Here is an 18,251-nt window from a genome sequence, read left to right on the forward strand (position 1 = left end):
ATCCTCTCACGAGAGCCGGTACGGAATGAAGCCTATCGCGTAATGATGGCGTGGGTGAGAGAGCTGCGCGGGGATGAAGCAAGCCCGGCACCTTAAACTTCTAAGGTGCCGGAAAGCAAATTAAGAGGCGCTATTTGCTGTCGGTCACCTGTTCTGTTCTGAAAGCGGGTACCAGCACCTGGTAGAGGGGCTGGGCTTCCGCGCTTTCGAAGGGTACATCAAGCAGCAGAGCGATGGTTGGGGCGAGGCTTTCGATTGAAAAAGCCTCAAGGCGTAGCTCGCTGAGAATACCCTTACCATAGGCGATAAATACACCGCTCATGCAGTCGCATTCGTTTAAAAACCCGTGATGGGCAAGGGCGAAATCGTTACCGGCACTCGGTACAATGAACTCCTGTTGATGCGTGCGCGTGATTACGGCGTTGTTCATGGCTGTACCGCAGCTGCTGAACAGTGCAAGCTGCCCTGCCTGCGGATGCTGCTGCGGATCGGGCAGCCCGAATGCTTCAAAATCGGCTTCCCGCACAACTCGCTCGATGCCTGTGGTTTGTTCGAATAACTGCGCGGTTTCTTCAATCAGGGCCGTATCCCAGGGGTTCTGAAAATAAACCATCGCGAAACCGCCGTTGGCGAAAACTTCTGCCCGCCCGCCGGCTATGCGGCCTTTCTCATTTACCTCAAGAAGACCATGCTGCTGTAGCACGCGGTTTGGTAAAAGGGTTTGCGGCGTGTTCGTCATACCATGATCAGAAACCAGAAAAACCGCTGTTTGTTCATATAGTCCTGCATCCTTAAGCTGTCGGAGCAGCAGCCCGACCAGCTCGTCGGTGTGTACAAGCGCGTCGAGAGCTTCCTGAGAATCTGTCGCATTCCGGTGAAGCATAGAGTCCAAATTCAGGAGATGCAGCAGCAGCAGCTCGGGCATACGGTTGGTGATCAGCCAGCCGGCTGCTGAGGCCCAGAATGTGTCGCGGCCGGCATGGTCGTATTGCCAGAGCGCAAAGCTGGTGAAGTCGTCGAGCAGGCCGTCATCAAAAAGATCCCAGAGAAGTTCTTCGCTTGCATTACCGATGGGGTCGGGGGCATCAGGGAGGTTATCCCTCAGGGCTGTTGCCCCGACTGTGCCCGGCCAGTTGATTGCAGCAGCCGTTTTTCCGGCTTCAAAAACATCGTCATAAACAGTTCTTGCGGCTACAAGCGATTCTTTATGTAGGCTGGCTTCAAACCGAAGGGGCAGACTGCCGTTGGTGCGCTGAACCATGCCGTTAAACAAAACGGAATGGCGGGCAGAGCCGCTGCCTGTTACCATGCTGGTGTGGTTGGGCCAGGTGAGGGTAGGGTTAGTGGGGATGAGCCCTTCGGCCTGCACTCCGCGTTCGGCGAGGGCGGAAATATTCGGAAGCAGCGTTGTATGCTCACTAAGCATCCCCATATGGAAACCATCGATGCTGATAACGAGAACGTGTGCCGGCCGGAATTCCGCCACGCCCTGATCATCGTTTGTATTGCCGTGATTTCCCGCAGCGTTTTCTGCGATTGAAATTGCCGGCAAAAGCGGAAACAGAATCAGAATCAGGATTACTGACGCTATCCAGAGTTTAAAAAGTGTTGTCATCCTCTTTTTTAGCATATCTGGCTATAATAATAAAAATGGACAATGCGACTTACTGATAAGCTGTTGAAATAATTTCAAATAGTTGAGAACCAAATAGTTAGCATATGATGCTTCCGGTATTTTTAAAACAGCCGGTATCAGCAGTACGTTCGGGTTTGCTCACCCTTCATTCTTCAAAAAAGGCAGTTACCTCAGTGCGAAGTAACTGCCTTGTAAGAAGAAAGATAGTTGCTGCTTCCTTACTACTCGTTCAGGGTGAGTTCTGAAGGCATTGCCATGGCTACGCGCTCAAGGAAGTCATTCGGGCGAAGGAAGCCAATTACTCTTGCCTGTGTAACTTCGTTGCCCTGATCATCAATAAATACGATGGTTGGCACACCGGCTATGTTGTACTGCACCCGCAGGGCTTCTGATTCGGGGGAGTCGAAATTGGTGAGGTCAACCTTGAGGCGCATCATATTTCCAGTAGCTTCAATCACGGTGGGGTCAGTGAAGGTAATGCGGTCGAGCTCAAGGCATGGAATGCACCAGTCGGCGTAAAAGTCGATCATCACAGGCTGACCCCTCTCAAGGGCAAGCGCGAGTTTGTCTTCTGAGTAGCTTTCCCACACGATGCCTTCTTTCTGAAGGTTCATGTAAAACATAACGGCGAGCGCGATGGAAACCAGACCGGTGGCATACTTGGTAACCGTAAATCCGGTTTTACCCTTGCCGCTCTGCTCCAGAAAGCCGATGTAAATACCGCCGATGAGCAGCGTGAGCACAATAACCCACTGTACGTACTGCGGGAACAGCGCAAGGCCGAGGTAAAAGCCTCCGACACCAATCAGAACGATTCCGAAAAGTTTCTTCACCCAAATCATCCAGGTGCCTGATTTTGGCAGTTTCTGCATGAGGCCGGAGAAGGTTCCCAGAATGAGGTAGGGCAGGCCAAGGCCCAGCGAGAGCACGAAGAATACCCAGAACCCGAACACAGGGTCGCCCACTGTGCCCACGTAGGCAAGCAGCGCGATGATGGGCGGGCCCACGCAGGGTGCCGCGAAGATGCCCACAACAAGCCCTGAAATAAATAGGCCGACCAGGCCGGTAGTGTTGCCGCTGCCTCCGATTTTGCTCGTAAGCCAGTAAGGCATCTGAATTTCGTACAGGCCGAACATGCTTAGTGCAAGCCCGAACATGAGAAAGCCGATAAAGCCGAGCATCCAGGGGCTTTGGAGCCAGCTGCCGAACAGGCCGCCGCTGAGGGCGGCTATAACACCAAGCACGGAGTACATGGTGGCGATACCAAGCACATACACCACAGCCTTGCCAAACACGCGCAGGGTGTTGCCGTCCTGCTGCCCGCCGAAGAGGGAAACGGTTACCGAAATCATCGGGTACACGCAGGGGGTGAGGTTCAGGGCCAGGCCTATGAGGAAGATTCCGATAAATGCCAGCCACAGCCCGCCATCGAACAAGGCTGAAATATCGCCCTGAGCGCCACCACCGATCATTGCATCGTCGAAGGCCAGAAACTGTGCTTCATTAACGGGGGACATGCCGGCGCCAGCTTCCACAATCTGAATCGGGATCTCAATTTCGACGGTTGCGGGGGCGAGGCATTGCATGTCGTCGCAGGCCTGAACGGTTAGGTCCGCCCGAAGAATGTACTCGCCAACAGGCGTGGAAGAGGAGGTGCGGAGGCTCAGGTAAATGGGGGATGTTTCCTCGTACACATCGAGGGGCTCATCTGCGAAGCCGAAAGTAAGCGTGAGCGGTGGCGGATAACGAATGTCCGTTAGGATGATGTGCTCGGAACGGCGTAGCTGCAGTTCAGTAGGGATGAGCCACTCGAGGGTAGGCCGGTGCGCGTTCACGTGCCAGGGATATTCGAGGTTGAGTTCAACAACGGCCTTAAACTCGGCACCACGCTCAACCTGATCCACGTTTAAGGCAACGCTTGGGTTCATCTTGTCGGCACTGGAAATGAACTGTGCACCTGCAGTGCGAAGCTGCGGGCCGGCCAATAGCAGCAAGAGGATGAACAGCCGCATACTAAGAGGCATAATTCGGATATTTGATAAAACTTTCATGCAGGCTCCTTTCAGTCGAGGGTAAATTGATCGAATGAAATATTACGCTCGTAAGCTTCCGTGCCTACGTACACGAGCAATCGCTCGAAGGTATTGAAGTCAATAAAACCTGGCTGAAAGCCGAGGGGCTCACCATCGGGAGTGAGGAAAATCGTGGTCGGAAATCCGGTAACTCCCAGGCCCATGGCAAAGTCGCTCATACTCATTTCCTGGCCAAGGTAGTTAATCCGCTGAGAGGATTCTGCGTTGATGCGTACGGCATAAAAATGCTCGTTAATCGCACTTTGAACCCGGTCGCGCGTGTAGGTTTCAGCTTCCATCTTTTTGCAGTAGCCGCACCAGTCGGTATATACATCAATCAGGATTTTTTTGTCGGCTTCACGTGCCTGTTCGATGGCCTGTTCCAGACCGATCCAGCCGGTGAAGGCATTTTCGGGCACGATTCGCTCGCCGCCCAGGAACTCACTGGGGATGCGCCGCTCAATTTCGGGCGGATTGCAGGCCCACAGCAAAGCGGGTAAAAAGAGCAGCAGAAAAAAGATTTTGTTGGTCATAGATCAGTTGGTTGAGGCCTTCACAGGCTTCTAAGATTTACAGCCGGATCCTTAAATGGAAATCAGATATCGGCAAAAGTATAATTAAATAAGATAAGGCTTTTTGCGTAATGCTGTAAACCGCTTAGCCTTGTGGCGGTTCCCTGCAATCGGGAGATTAAACAGCTGTGATCAGATTTTACGGGCATGAAACCCTGGTTTACCGCAGCTGGCGGCATCACCCTAAAAAACAAAGCTGAAGCTGTTGCGGAAGCTGTAAATCCAGCTTACAACATCAGGTGGCGGGTTGTAATCGTAGGTGGTGCTGAACTGCGCACTAAAGCGTATCAGCCGGCTGATTTGGAATCGAAGCTCTGCATCTGCGGTGAGCCGGGGGCTGCCGAAGCGCTGCGGCTCAGCCTGGTAGTAACCTACTATATACAGGTTGGTGGTAGGCGTCAGTTTGCCGCGCATCAGCAGGGATGTTGTGCTTTTCAGGCGGTTATATTCAACGCGGGGAGCTTCTTCCGGGCGCCATACTTCATGCTCGTACATGAGCCCGCTGGTAATGCCTGCTGTAAAGCTGTTGGTCTGAACGGTGTTGTGCCGCATGCCCCCGCCAAGCAGGGCACGCCTCCTCAGACCCCAATCCTCACTGTACTGGAGCTGTGTAAAAATTTCCGGAGACCATGTGCGGCGGTACCAATAAGTGCCGCGCAGGTGAACATAACCGTTATTTACAAGTTCGTCGTCGATTGTGAGCAGGTTGAGGTTGGTGAGCATGAGGTGGGAATGAACTTTCCCAAAGTGAATTAAGGTAGCGCTGCTGTTAAGCTGAATGGTTTCGCTGTCTTGTTTGCTCGCCGAAAAGCCAAAACTCAGGTTCCCGGCCCAACTTTTGGATGTGTCGGCCTCCATGCGCAGGCTTTCAATATTCAGCACCTGTGCATGCACGCTTACGGGTTGCGGGATGATGAAAATGAGAAGCAGTAAAACAAGAAGCCCGGTCTGAGGAAGCAGGCTTGCTTTTGGGTCTTTAAGGAAGGCTGAGGCGGCGTGGCTGTGTTTAGGCATAAAAAGATTGTTGTTGTACTAAGAATGAAATAAAGGATAACTTAACCCATTGTCGGATTCGCCTGCTTTTAGGGTGAAAAATCCGGGAAAGGCAAAATTACAGGATTGTCTGATTCAGCCTTTGCTGAAAATAACCATCACACGACACAACGCTAAATTTAAATATGACCAAAGAAACACTGCTCCCCTGGCTGCTGGATAACCGGGAACTCAATAAATCACAGCAAAAAGCGCTAAAAACCCTCTGCAAGCAGATTATTGCAAAAAGCAATAACGACAAAGATGCCGAAGATTGGTTTATTCTTGGGGTTTCGGAGCAGCGGGATGAGAACTATGAGGAAGCCCTGGATGCTTTTACTTTTGCGGTAGAAAAAAATCCGGAGTTTGAAGCGGCTTACAAATTCAGAGCTGAAACCCATATCGCTCTCGAGGATAACGACGCCGCTCTTGAAGATGCTAACAAAGCACTTGAGCTGGATAACACCTACACAGAAGCTTACCTCGTTCGCTCAATGCTGCTGCGTAACCGTAAGGCATGGGATGAAGCCCTGGCAGATGCTGACGAAGCAATCCGGCATGATCCCGAAAATGATTTTGCCTTGCTGCAGAAAGCCAAACTGCTCTACGATTCCGGCAAATACCCGGAATCTATCGAAGCTTTTTCGGCCATTCTTGAAGAAGACCCGCAGCAGATTGAGGCGTTGTCATCAAGAGGGCTTGCGTATTTCTTTGAAGGGGATGCCGAAGCTGCCCTGCGCGACATCAAAAAAGCCAGAACCCTGGAAACAGGCAGTGTTGTCTCTGAGTTCAATATGGGGCTGATTATGAGCGCACTCCCTGATTACACCAAGCAGGCTTTCCGCCATTTTGAAAAAGCTTTCCGCAAGGACCGCAAGCTGCTTAGCCGGTACATAGAGATGTCAGAAGACTTTGAATCTGAGCGGCTCGTGAAGCGTCTTGATGAAATCCTTACTGAGCTCGAAGGCCGTAAAGAAGGTAATTTTTACGCCCTTGAGCTGTATGACCTGCTCGATACGCGTATGAAGGAAGTTAAAGCATTGCTGGCTTCCGGTTAACAGGCAGCGCGCCTGATGTGTTGCACAAAAAAGCCCGCTAACCTGTTCAGGGTCAGCGGGCTTCATTATGTAAGGGAGTAGTCAGTTAAAATCCGCAACCGTTTCCCTTCGGTGGTGTCAGTCAGAAAAGCCGGTTCCCGGGTTTACCGGTTCAGATGAAGCATGATTTGATCTTTCAGCGAAGCCAAAAATCTGTTTTTAAACTTTGATATTAAGTTTTTTGCAGAAGATTTATTTTTTACTGTATTTGCGGAACAGTGAAAGTGTGAAGGCTGTTACAGATCAATAGCCCACAGTTGATTTACGTACATAGCCGTAGGGTTTAGTTTTATAACACATCAGAATCTTGCAGTACCTACTATGAAGGAGAAAAAAAATTTAAGTGAACTGATCACAGCCTATGTTGACGGTGAGCTCAACAGTACAGAGGAGAAAAACCTCCTTGAGCTTGCCGCTGCTGATCAGGATATACAGACTGCAATAAAAAAAGAGCAGCTCATTAAACAAATTGTTAGCAGGCACTGCAAAAAAATCCAGGCCCCGGCGCATCTGTTTGATGCCATTCAAACCAAACTACAGGCCGAACAAGCCGAAACGAATCCTTTCCTGAGAGAGAACAGTCAGGCAAAACCGCGTCAGAACAGATTTATGATGCCGCTTGCCGCTTTGTTGGTGATGTCACTGTTAATTTTTCTGGTGCAGCAGTTTATGCCGTCTGAAAATTCAGGACTAACAACTTATTCCTTTGAAGAGCTGACTTACACGCACTTCGCAAGTTTTGACGGTCGTTTCATTCAGCCGGCTATTTCACCGGATACGACCTATGAAGCGCAGCAGTACCTCAAAAACACCTACGGTTGCAATATCACGGTACCTGAGCTGCTGAATACAACTTTCGTTGGTGTTACCTATGCTGATTTTTTTGAAGGGTTTCATACGCCGCTGCTTACCTATCAAACGACTGATGAAACGTACATTTTTATTTTTGCGGCAGAGCTCGTAAATCTCGACGCGCATCCGCATCTGCATCCGCTGCAGGAAGCCTTTGATACGATTAAAGCACACAATGATGTCTATATCAAGAAATTCAATGGCCACGACGTAGTTTCCTGGAAATGGAATGATGTGTGGTATGCCGGGATTTCCCAGCACGACGGGCAGATTCTTGCAGCTATGCTCCCGCACTGATTCAGGTTTTCGATCAGATTTCACTTAACCGCCTTTTCAACGGCAACAAATGGCTTTTGCACAGCGTCATTATGATTATGTGATTGGTGGCGCGGGTCTTTCGGGACTTTCTCTGTGCTGGCACATTGCTACCCATCCGGGGCTGGCTGATAAATCCGTGGCGCTGATTCAAAGCCCCGAAGACGAAAACCATGCTGCGGGCAAAACCTGGTGCTTTTGGGCCAAAGATGCCCTGCCTGACCCGGTAAGCATACGTTACAGCTGGCAGCATCTCGAAGTTTATGCCGGAAAAACGGCACTAAAAGTGCCGCTCAGTACAATGGGCTATTACTGTGTTCAGGGTGAAGACTACTTTGCCAAAATGATGCACGCGCTGCGGCAAATGCATCAGGTTGATGTAATTGAAGCTCAGATCGGCGGGTTTGGCGAATCAAAAAGCGGTGTGAAAATTGATGCAGGGGGCAGGCCGCTAACGGCGCAGTATTTCTTCAAAAGCTATGGCAACCCTGACCTGAAGCGGGCCCGTTTTCGGTTGCTGCAGCACTTCAAGGGGGTAGAAATTGAAACAGACGCACCGGTTTTTGATCCGTCAACAGCCCGAATGATGGACTTTCGCGTGAAGCAGCTCGACGGGGCTACTTTTTTTTATGTGTTGCCTTATTCAGAAACTAAAGCCCTGGTGGAATACACGCTTTTTTCACCGGCAAAACTGCCGGAGGAAGCCTATGATGCCGCCATCACGGCCTACCTGAACCGTTATTATAATTTGCAGCAGGGCAGGTACCGCATCACCCGAAGCGAATCCGGCGTGATACCTATGGCAGACAGCATTTACCGGCCGCAAGCCGGCCAACGGGTGCATCTTACCGGAACAGCATCCGGCATTCCGAAGGCTTCAACCGGCTATGCCTTCTCCCGGATTCACCGGCAGGCAAAACATATTGCTGATTCACTGGCACTTCATGGCTCGCCAAGGCGTCAGCCAGATTCTTCCGCACGCTACCGGATTTACGACCTGATGCTGCTCGATATCCTCAGCCGCGATCAGAAGTTGATTGTGCCTGTATTTGAGGCTCTGTTTGCTAACAACCCCATCGAGCGGGTGCTCCGCTTCATTGACGAGCAAACGGTTTTCTCAGAAGATGTTCGGGTGATGGCATCTGTGCCATGGCTGCCTTTTCTGCGCGCCGGGGGCCGGAATCTTGATATGCTGCTTCGGGGCGGGATTGCACCCCGAAGCACATCATCCTAAAAAACATACAGGTTTTACCCGCCTTTGTACTGTACAGCAAGAACCGTGATGTCGTCTGACTGCGGCGCATCACCGGCAAACCGCTCCACTTCTTCAAACAGCCCGCTTACCAACTGCTCAGTATTTTCTTTCGGGTGGGTTTCGAGGTAGCTGATAACACGCTCCTCCTCATACATTTCAGCGGAACTGTTTTCGGCTTCCGTTACCCCGTCGGTGAAGGTTACAAGCGTATCGCCGGGTTTCAGTTGAATGGTTTTTTCGGAATAGGGCATTCCGTCGAATTTGCCCATCAGCAGGCCTCCCACATCTTCAAGTTCGGTAACGCTTCCGTCGGCGTGCTGCAGGTAGGGCAGGTTGTGGCCGCCGTTGCAGTACGAAAGTTCGCCGGTTGTGAGGTTCAGCACTCCGTAAAACACCGTCACAAAGGTAGTGATGTCACTTTCGGGGATCAGCATGCGGTTAACCTTTGTGATACTTTCCGCAGGGCTCAGAATCTGTGAGCCGATGGCTTTGAGCATGGTCTGGCAAACGGCCATGTAAATAGCAGCAGGCATGCCTTTACCGGATACATCACCCACATAAAATACAAGATGATCGGGATCGTATTTGAAAAAGCCATAAAAATCGCCGCCTACATATTTAGCTGCAAGCATGCCGGCATGAATGTGAAAACGGGCATCGTTGGTATAAACCGGGAAATCGCGGCGCAGCAGTTTTTGCTGAATCCGCGAGGCCATATCGAGATCGTAGTTTAGTGCTTCCAGCTGTTGCCGGGTTTGCACAGCCGTGAGGTATTGTTCAATTTCTTCCAGGGTTTTACCGATGGTTGTCTCAAGATCGTTAAAATCGATGGGTTTGGTCACGAAATCGTAGGCACCCCCGTTCATAGCAGAGCGGATGTTTTCCATATCGCCATAGGCAGAAACCATAATGGTTTTGAGCTCACGACGGTTAAGTTTCTGCACCTCATTAAGGAAGGTGAGCCCATCCATATTGGGCATGTTGATATCGCTGAGAATCAGATAAATTTCTTCATGCTGCTGAATGATTTCAAGGGCCTGAACGCCGTCTTCTGCAAAGAAGAATTCATATTCGGATTTACGTATCTGCCGTCTGAATTTTTGCTTCATCAGCAGCTGCAGGTCCGGTTCGTCATCAACAACGAGGATTTTGGAACATTTTTCAGACATATAAATGTGTTGGAGGCTTGAACAAATTAATGCTTGCGGCTAAATGTTAAGATATTTGTGAATCTCTTCTTTGATAGAGGTGAAATCTATCGGTTTGGAAAAAAACTGCCGTGCACCGGCAGCGATGGCCTGATCGTAGTGTTCACTGTCGTGATAGGCTGAAATCATGCAGACTTTGATTTCAGGGTAGGCCTGGTTTACCTTTTCGAGCAGCTCAATACCCGACATACCCGGCATGTTGATATCGCTGAAAATATATACGGTATCCAAAGCTTCCCCGGAGGCAAGTACCTGCATGGCTTCTTCACCGGAAAAAGCAAAAGCCAGCTCGATAAGCCCCTTTTTTAACTCGCGGCGGAACTTTTGCCTGAAAAGCAGTTCAACATCCTGTTCGTCATCAACTACGAGAATTTTCATAATACAAAGATTTAGGGGATTTCCAGGGCTTATGTTGTAGGAGGGCTCAGATTTGTGAAGCAGGAATGGAGATTACAAAGCGCGTTCCGGTTCCGTCAGCGGGTTTTTCGATCCTGATTTCGCCGCCGTGCGCCTTCACGATGTCGTTTGTGATTGAAAGACCCAGACCGGTACCCTGCGTACCTTTTTTAGTGGTGAAGAAAGGCTGCAGAATTTTGTTTTTGAGTTCTTCGGGGATGCCGGGGCCGTTGTCTTCAATTTCGATAACGGCACGGTTCTCCGTTTTGCGGCTGCGTACCGTAAGCAGCGGCTGATAGCCGTTTTCACCCTCATTCGTTACTTTTTCACGCATGGCATCAAAGGCGTTGTTGTACATATTGATGAGTACCCGTGAGAAGTCTTCCGTAATCAGGGGGATGTCTCCCATGTTTTCGTCCAGCTCTTTTTTCAGGCCCACATTGATGGGATTTTTGCCTGCTTTCATGCCGTGGAAGGCCAGATTCATGTATTCCTGAATGATGCTGTTAAGGTTGGCAGGCTCAGTTTTGCCTGAGCCGCCCCTGCTGTGCAGCAACATGGATTTCACAATGCCGTCGGCACGGCTGCCATGCTGATAAATTTTTTCCAGGTTTGATTTTATATCCCCGAGGATGTCTTCGATTTCTTCCCTTGTGTCGCTTTCTCCGAGCTTTTCGAGCTCTTCGTAAATTTCTTCAATCAGCTCTATGCTCAGTTCAGAGAAGTTGTTCACGAAGTTCAGCGGGTTCTTAATTTCATGGGCAATACCAGCGGTGAGTTGCCCCAGTGAGGCCAGTTTTTCCTGCTGAATGAGCTGATCCTGCGTTGCTTTGAGGTTTTTGTAGGCAATTTCAATTTCCCGTGCCTGTTCCAGTTCTTTCTCCCTTGCGCGCTCGCGTTCTTTCTCAACCAGGCGACGGCGCTCAAACTGTACCAGACCGAACAGGGTGCCGGCAAAAAAGAGGGTGTAGAACGAGTAGGCCCAAATGGTTTGCCACCAGGGAGGCCGTATGATGAAGGGAAATGTCAGTTCTTCGCTCCACAAACCGTCGCTGTTCATGGCTTTTACCCGAAAGGTGTACCGGCCCGGAGGTACGTTGCCATAAGGTGCCGTTGTTCGTTCGGTTACGGGGTTCCAGTTTGTATCCATACCTTCGAGCTTGTATCTGTATTTGATGCGGTGCGTTTGATGCATACTGATACCCGCGTAGTTGAAGCTCATAAAGTTGTTATTAAAGGCCAGGCTGAGCTGTTCAGGCAGGTGATACCAGGGCGAAAGCCCGCTGAAGCGTACGTCGCGCACTTCAATACCGTTGGCGAGCTCAATGGTGCGGCCCTCTTCAAGAGCCGGATTCATCCAGTCGAGCTGTTCGTTAAAAAGCTCGATTCCCGTGAGCTGTATGTTGGGAGCCGGGATGTTAGCCAGCCTTGCTTCTGAGGCCGGGTAGTGCACAGTTAGCCGGTCGCCCGATCCAATCCAGATCAGGCCTTCATCATCCTCAAGAATGGTGTTGCGGAAATTGCCTATGCCCAGGAAACCGTCTTCATAGCTGAAGTTGCGGAAAAAAACTTCATCAGCTTGTGTGGTACCGGAAGTGAGGCGGGCCAGCAGGGTTCGGGTTGTTAGCGGGGAAAGTACACTCAGGCCAAAACTGCTGCCAAACCAAAGGTTGCCGTTGGTGTCTTCGAGTATGTTGCGCACATCGTTGTTAATCAGCCCCTGCTGCTCTGTTATCCGTACCAGCCGCGCGGCTGTTTCTGACGGCTGGTTTTCAGGCAGAAAGGCCGTTATTCCGCTCTGAGTGCCCAGCCAGACAATTCCGTTACTGTCTTCAAAAACCGACCAGATGAGGTTGGATGTTAGGCCGTTATCCATCGAGTAATGGTAAAACCTTCCTTCCCCTCCTTCAATATCAGGGGTGAAGCGCGTTAGCCCGCCGCTTGTGCCAAACCAGAAAGTTCCCCGGCGGTCTTCTGTGATGCTGAATACGTTATCGCTGCTGAGGCCTTCGGCTACACCGATCTGCGTGAATCGCCCTGTCTGCCCGTTGCTGCCCGGGGCCGGCTCGAAGCGCACCACACCGCCGGTTGTACCAAACCAAAGGGTACCGTTTCGGTCTTCATAAATGTCAAATACGAAGCCAAGTGAATAACCGGGCACATTCACATAAATAATCTCAGGTTCACGGTCGGGGCGGGTGTTGTCGTAAATGTGGGTGCCGCCACCGGCCGTGCCGATCCAGATGCGCCCGAAACGGTCTTCGTGCAGGCTCATTACATTGTTCATGCTCAGCCCTTGCCGGGTTCCGATATGCTCAAAAAAGGCACGGTTCCCGTCATCAGTTTTGTTAAAACGGCTGATGCCACCGCCTTCGGTACCAAACCAGAGCCTCCCGCGCGAATCCTGAAGGGAGCTTACGATCACATTCATGCTAAGCCCGTCGCGGGTAGTGAAGTGGCTGAAAACGTCGCCGTTATAGCGGCTGAGTCCTCCGCTGCGTGTGCCCATCCACAGGTTGCCGGTTTTATCGGTAAGCAGGGTGAAGACCACATCACTTTTCAGCCCGTGTGCTTCACTGATGTGCATGAAGGTGCTTCCGTCGTAGCGGCTGAGCCCCTGCAGGGTACCAAACCACATATTCCCGGAGGCATCCTGCGTAACCGACATCACCACATCGTTGGATAGCCCCTGAGCAGTGCCGTAATTCCGGAACTGCTGCCCGTCGAATTTACTTACCCCGCCGCCTTCGGTACCGGTCCAGAGGTTTCCGTCACGGTCTTCATACAGGAAAAGGGCAGCATTATGTGCCAGCCCGTGTTCGGTGCCGTAATGCCGGAAGGTGCCTTCTTTGAAGCTCACAATTCCGCCACCGCGTATCGCGGCCCAGATAACGCCCTTGCTGTCGCGAAGCAGGTGCCATACCACATTGCCGGTTAACACATCGTTTGCAGTATAATGGATAAAGCTGTCGCCGTCGAGTACACTGATGCCGCCGCCCCGGGTGCCGAACCACATACGCCCGTCTGTATCTTCGGTAATGCTGATTACCGCATTGTTGATTAGTCCGTTTTGGGTGGTATAGTGGGTGAAGCGGAGCCCGTCGTAGCGGCTTACCCCTCCCTCTGAGCCAATCCAAAGGTGGCCGCGGCTGTCGGTAAAGAGGAAGCGTACAAAATTGTTCAGCAGCCCCTGCTCGGTATCATAATGAGAAAAGGCGGAGCCGTCGAAACGGGTGAGCCCGCCTGCGGTGCCAAACCAAAGATTGCCGTAGTTATCTTGTGTGAGGGTTACAACATTGTTCTGCCGCAACCCCTGCAGTTTGCCGAAGCTGCTGATGTTTGCAGGGTTATGGTCCCGGCTTGCCATGTCGCGGGCAATCACCGTTTCGGGCAAACCAGCGCGTATAGTAGTATGTGTTGCTTCAACATGTTCGCCCTCATCTGCTAAACCCAATTCAGCGGGTGCTGTGGCAGTTATTACATCCGGAATGCCGCTTTGGTAGATGTTGGCAAGCGCCGGATGAATTTCCGGCGGACCGGCTTCAATCCGCTCAAAGTTGCTGAAACGAATTTCAGTTGCTGAAAGCTGCTGAAGCTGAGCCGGGTCGAGCTTGAAGCCGCTTGCTATTTCAGCAGCATGAGCAGGGGCCGGCTGTGTGTCCTGAATACCGGATTGGCAGGAAAGAACAGACAGCCCCGAAAGAAACACAAACCAAAAAAATGGCAGCGGGATGTTCGGCTTTGACTTATGAGTAGGAGTCATGTAGGTATGAAATGCAGATGGTTAAGCAAAAACATTCGTTTGAAAAACAGATAAAGCCATAAAAAGGCTTAAAGCGATAACAGTTGGGAGCCTGATTGAAGGCAGACCCGGATAGATTTATGATAACTTAGTCTTAATTCGAAAGATAGAAGTTTAAGAATAAGGTATTTTTTTACGCTAAAAACTATTGTTTCGATTATTAAACCAAAGGAAAGTAAGCATTTTTTAGCAGACCGGCACGGCAGTGTAAACATGATAAAGAACACCTAAGCAGCCTTCTTTTCAGTTCGTTAAGCGGTATTGAAGTCTGCCGGGAAACCTATGTAAGAAGCCTTTTCAGGCCTGCTGCACAGGCAGTTAAGCTGCATCTTTGTGTCCTTACAGCACGATACAGCACGACCCCGAAAATGGTTTTACACAAGATAGCAATCAGACCCTGTTCCTGCCTTTTTTGTTGAAACGGAGCATGTTTCAGGATGCCCAAACCTACATTCTGACGTCTGATTTATGTAGATTAAATCTATTTAGAACCTGATTTTGGCGAAAACAACCCGGTAATCGTATATTCTTATCCGAATATAAGATTATTCTCGTGGCGTGACCTCTTCTTCATTCACACTTCATATAAAAAGTGAACTTTACAGACACCTGTAAAGCGTCTGTTGAGAAGCTGACCTTCATACTTTAACTGTAATTTTTTAACCTGAGTAATGAGCGATACGAAGAAGAATATTGGCGTAGTTTTAATGAACCTCGGCGGCCCGACCTCTGAGGATAACATCAAAATTTTCCTTTACAATCTGTTCCGTGATCCCGATATCATCCGTTTGGGCGGAGGTTTCTGGCAGGACAAGCTTGCAAAGCTCATTTCTACCATCAGAGCCAAAAAAATTGTAGAGAACTATCAGGAAATCAATTACTGCACCAAAGGCTGTACCGGCAGCAAGTACTGCTTCAACCGGCAGAACAAGGTGGTGTCAACCTGCTGCTCGCCTATCAACGGGCTCACAGAGCTGCAGCGCCGCAGCCTCGAAAAGTATTTCAAGCAGAACGTGCCTGAGCATAATTTTAAAGTTTATACGGCTATGCGCTACTGGCTGCCGTTTGCAGATCAGGTGATGAATGAAATCCGGGAAGACGGCATGGATCATGTTGTGCTGCTCCCGCTTTATCCGCAGTTTTCCTGGACGACCTCCGGCAGCAGCTTCCGCGACTGGGAAGATGTGAAGAAAGAGCACAAAGCCTGGAAGAAAAAAGTGGACTGGCAGGAATTCATTGTGAAGGATTACTACCTCAATGATGACTTCCTTCATGCCATGAACGACCGCATCAACGAAGCCCTCGAGCGCTTCAGCCCCGAAGACCGCGACAAGGTGCATCTCGTATTTACCGCACACGGCACCCCGCTCATCGAAGTGGAAAGCGGCGACCCCTACACCCGGCAGATCAACGAAACGGTAGAAGCCGTCATGAAACTTCGCGGGCGCGACAAGCAGTACTGGCTCGGTTTCCAGAGCCGTGTAGGTCCCCAGAAATGGACACAGCCTAATACCGAAGATCTCGTGTTCCGCCTCATCCGCTACGGCATTAAGCACATGGTTATGATTCCGGTCGCTTTCGTGACGGATCATATCGAAACATCAATGGAGCTTAACATTGAGCTTCGCGAAGCCATCGAAGAAGAAAACCTTCATATCGAGGGTCTTGAAGTAATGCCCGGCCTGAACGACCATCCGCTTTTCATCAAAGCCCTGGCCGATGAAACACTCAAAATTATGTCGAATGTACTTGATGCAGAACACACCGCTGCATCTGAAGAAACGGCCCGTACGCTGGTCGCTTCTTAATCCTTCAATCTGTATATGGATAAAAGCATACTGTTAGAAAAATTTACGCTTATTGGTATCAATCATCGCCTTGCAGATGTGCGTATCCGGGAGAAATTCAGCCTTTCCTGGGAAGAGCAGTCAACCATGCTCGAAGATGCTAAAACGCAGGGTATCGGGGGTATGATAATCGTTTCGACCTGCAACCGTACCGAAGTGTTTGCAACTACTTCTGATGCGGAGCTGCTGTCGATTTTATTCTGTAAGCACGCCAAGGGCTCACTAAGTGAATTTAAAGAGTATGGCTTTATCCGGCACGGCGAACACGCTGTCCGTCACTTTTACCGCGTTGCAGTCGGGCTTGAAGCTCAGATTCTGGGCGATCTTCAGATTATCAAGCAGGTGAAAGAAGGCTACCGGCTCTCATCCGATCTCGGCATGGCCGATTCGGTTGTGCACCGCCTCATGCAGAGCGTGAGCCGCACACACAAGCGTACCCGCAACGAAACCTCCCTCGGCATGGGTGCTGCTTCAACGGCGTACGCGGCCGTACAGCTGGCCAAGCGTCGCATGAAGAAACTCACCGGCAAAAAAGTGCTGCTCGTTGGCGCAGGCAAAATCGGCAAAGTGACCTGCAAGAACCTGATTGCCATGGGCGCCTCCGATGTTACGGTCATCAACCGGAACATGACCCGCGCCGAGCGCCTCGGCATGCGATTCCCCGTGAATGTTGCCCCCATCAAAAATATTGATATCGAAATTGCGCGCGCTGATCTCATTATTGTAGCTACCGGCGCCTCTCACGCGGTGATCAATCACGGGCACATGGAGCTTTGCGACCCCGAGGGCGGCGAAAAGCTGATGATCGATCTCTCAGTTCCCCGCAATATAGCAGATGAAGTTGGTGTGCTGCCGTTTGTGCATCTTATCAACATGGATATGCTCAGCGATACCCTCGATGAAACCTTCCGCGAACGTCAGTCCAACATTCCGTTTGTGGAGCAAATCATCGAAGATGAATTTGAGCAGTGGTGCACCTGGCTTTCCGAGCTTCGCGTTGTGCCGACCATCCGTGCTATCAACACCAAGTTCGATCAGATCCGCCGTCAGGAAATTGAGCGCTTCCGCCATAAATTAAATGAAGACGCCATGCTTCAGGTCGAACACCTCACACAGCGTATCATCAATAAAATTGTGGCGCATTCGATCGAGCATCTCAAAGAAAATCAGGGTCGTACCGAAGAAGTGACCCGCATCATTCAGGATATGTACAAAATCGGGGACGAAATCTGAGCAATGGGGGCTAAAACCATCCGGATCGGCACCCGGGACAGCATCCTCGCTACCTGGCAGGCCGAGCATGTCGCTGCAGGCCTTAAGCAGCACGGCTACAAAAGCGAACTTGTGTTTATCAAAACTGAAGGCGATCAGGTACTCGATACGCCCCTCCCCATGCTCGGAGGCAAGGGCGTCTTCACCAAAGCCCTCGACGATGCCCTGCTCCGCGGCGAAGTTGATATCGCCGTACATTCCTTCAAAGACATCCCGACCCTCACCCCTGAGGGTCTTGCTGTTATTGCCATTCTTGAACGCGACGACCCCCGCGATGTGCTCGTTGCCCGCAAAGACGCTGATTTCCTCCACGATGAAAGCTACGAGGCAGTCATCGCTACGAGCAGCCACCGGCGCGGCGGTCAGTGGCTGGGTAAATTCCCGAAGCACCGCCTCACCGATATTCGCGGCAATGTGCACACACGGCTGCGTAAGCTGAATGAAAACAAATGGGACGGCGCCATATTCGCCGCCGCCGGACTCAAGCGGGTAGGCCTCGACGGTAACATTTCTGCCTACCTCGAATGGATGGTACCCGCGCCCGCGCAGGGAGCCGTAGCCGTAATGGCCCGCGATAACCGCCCCGACCTGAACCGCGCCCTCGGCCCGCTTCACCATTCCTCAACGGCGCTGTGCACCCGTACCGAGCGCCGGTTTCTGCAGGTACTCGAAGGCGGTTGCTCCGCACCGCTCGGCGCCTTCGCCCAAATGTACGGCAGCGAGCTGCAGCTTAAGGCTGTCCTTACCTCGCTTGACGGCAGCCTGCGCGAAGAGATTTCCATGAACATGCCGGTAGAGCATGCGGCAAGCCTGGGCGACCGCGCCGCCGAAGCCATGATGGCACGCGAAACGGTAATGGATATCCTCGCGGAAATCCGCAAAGACCCCGAGTAGC

13 protein-coding genes are annotated in these 18,251 nt (G+C 51.1%); 6 read left to right on the top strand and 7 right to left on the bottom strand.

Annotation, left to right across the window (positions count from 1 at the left end):
- Positions 1-130 precede the first annotated feature (130 nt).
- From LAT75_RS04020 to LAT75_RS04035, 4 genes are all read right to left on the bottom strand, one after another.
- The gene (locus LAT75_RS04020; protein WP_291481339.1) at positions 131-1,615 is read right to left on the bottom strand and encodes an ectonucleotide pyrophosphatase/phosphodiesterase; all 1,485 of its coding nucleotides are present in this window, start codon (positions 1,613-1,615) and stop codon (positions 131-133) included.
- A gap of 242 nt (positions 1,616-1,857) precedes the next feature.
- Entirely contained in the window at positions 1,858-3,687 is a 1,830-nt protein-coding gene (locus LAT75_RS04025; RefSeq protein ID WP_291481340.1) for a cytochrome c biogenesis protein CcdA, read from the bottom strand.
- Between the two features lie 11 nt (positions 3,688-3,698).
- The gene (locus LAT75_RS04030) at positions 3,699-4,241 is read right to left on the bottom strand and encodes a thioredoxin fold domain-containing protein (protein ID WP_291481341.1); all 543 of its coding nucleotides are present in this window, start codon (positions 4,239-4,241) and stop codon (positions 3,699-3,701) included.
- 222 nt (positions 4,242-4,463) lie between these two features.
- Complete coding sequence (locus LAT75_RS04035) at positions 4,464-5,294, bottom strand: DUF481 domain-containing protein (protein ID WP_291481342.1); 831 nt, start codon at positions 5,292-5,294, stop codon at positions 4,464-4,466.
- A 164-nt stretch (positions 5,295-5,458) separates the two neighbouring features.
- Here LAT75_RS04035 and LAT75_RS04040 point away from each other — a divergent pair, with 164 nt between their 5' ends.
- The 3 genes from LAT75_RS04040 to LAT75_RS04050 all read left to right on the top strand — a co-directional run bounded on the left by LAT75_RS04040 (position 5,459) and on the right by LAT75_RS04050 (position 8,810).
- Positions 5,459-6,370 carry a tetratricopeptide repeat protein gene (locus tag LAT75_RS04040; protein WP_291481343.1) on the top strand — a complete coding sequence of 304 codons (912 nt, stop codon included), beginning with the start codon at positions 5,459-5,461 and terminating at the stop codon, positions 6,368-6,370.
- Positions 6,371-6,730: 360 nt separating this feature from the next.
- A complete protein-coding gene (locus tag LAT75_RS04045) occupies positions 6,731-7,558 on the top strand; it encodes a hypothetical protein (RefSeq protein ID WP_291481344.1) in 828 nt (275 codons plus the stop codon).
- Between the two features lie 49 nt (positions 7,559-7,607).
- Positions 7,608-8,810, top strand: a complete 1,203-nt coding sequence (locus LAT75_RS04050; protein WP_291481345.1) for a lycopene cyclase family protein — start codon at positions 7,608-7,610, stop codon at positions 8,808-8,810.
- Positions 8,811-8,824: 14 nt separating this feature from the next.
- Here the strand turns inward: LAT75_RS04050 and LAT75_RS04055 are convergent, their stop codons facing one another.
- From LAT75_RS04055 to LAT75_RS04065, 3 genes are read right to left on the bottom strand one after another with little or no spacing between them, the layout of a single operon-like run.
- Positions 8,825-10,000, bottom strand: coding sequence for a SpoIIE family protein phosphatase (locus LAT75_RS04055; protein WP_291481346.1), 1,176 nt, complete (start codon positions 9,998-10,000; stop codon positions 8,825-8,827).
- A 39-nt stretch (positions 10,001-10,039) separates the two neighbouring features.
- Positions 10,040-10,417 (bottom strand): response regulator, encoded by a 378-nt coding sequence (locus LAT75_RS04060; protein ID WP_291481347.1) that lies wholly within the window; start codon positions 10,415-10,417, stop codon positions 10,040-10,042.
- 46 nt (positions 10,418-10,463) lie between these two features.
- Positions 10,464-14,198 (bottom strand): sensor histidine kinase, encoded by a 3,735-nt coding sequence (locus tag LAT75_RS04065; protein WP_291481348.1) that lies wholly within the window; start codon positions 14,196-14,198, stop codon positions 10,464-10,466.
- Positions 14,199-14,908: 710 nt separating this feature from the next.
- Between LAT75_RS04065 and hemH the strand changes: the two genes are divergently transcribed.
- Genes hemH through hemC form a run of 3 tightly spaced genes read left to right on the top strand, consistent with a single transcriptional unit; the run spans position 14,909 to position 18,250 of the window.
- A complete protein-coding gene (hemH, locus tag LAT75_RS04070; RefSeq protein WP_291481349.1) occupies positions 14,909-16,045 on the top strand; it encodes a ferrochelatase in 1,137 nt (378 codons plus the stop codon).
- Positions 16,046-16,060: 15 nt separating this feature from the next.
- Positions 16,061-17,317, top strand: coding sequence for a glutamyl-tRNA reductase (gene hemA, locus LAT75_RS04075; RefSeq protein ID WP_291481350.1), 1,257 nt, complete (start codon positions 16,061-16,063; stop codon positions 17,315-17,317).
- A 3-nt stretch (positions 17,318-17,320) separates the two neighbouring features.
- Entirely contained in the window at positions 17,321-18,250 is a 930-nt protein-coding gene (gene hemC, locus LAT75_RS04080) for a hydroxymethylbilane synthase (protein ID WP_291481351.1), read from the top strand.
- The last annotated feature ends 1 nt before the right edge of the window (position 18,251 follow it).

Origin of the sequence: Cyclonatronum sp. (assembly GCF_022565315.1) — a bacterium.
Lineage (GTDB): Bacteria > Bacteroidota > Rhodothermia > Balneolales > Cyclonatronaceae > Cyclonatronum.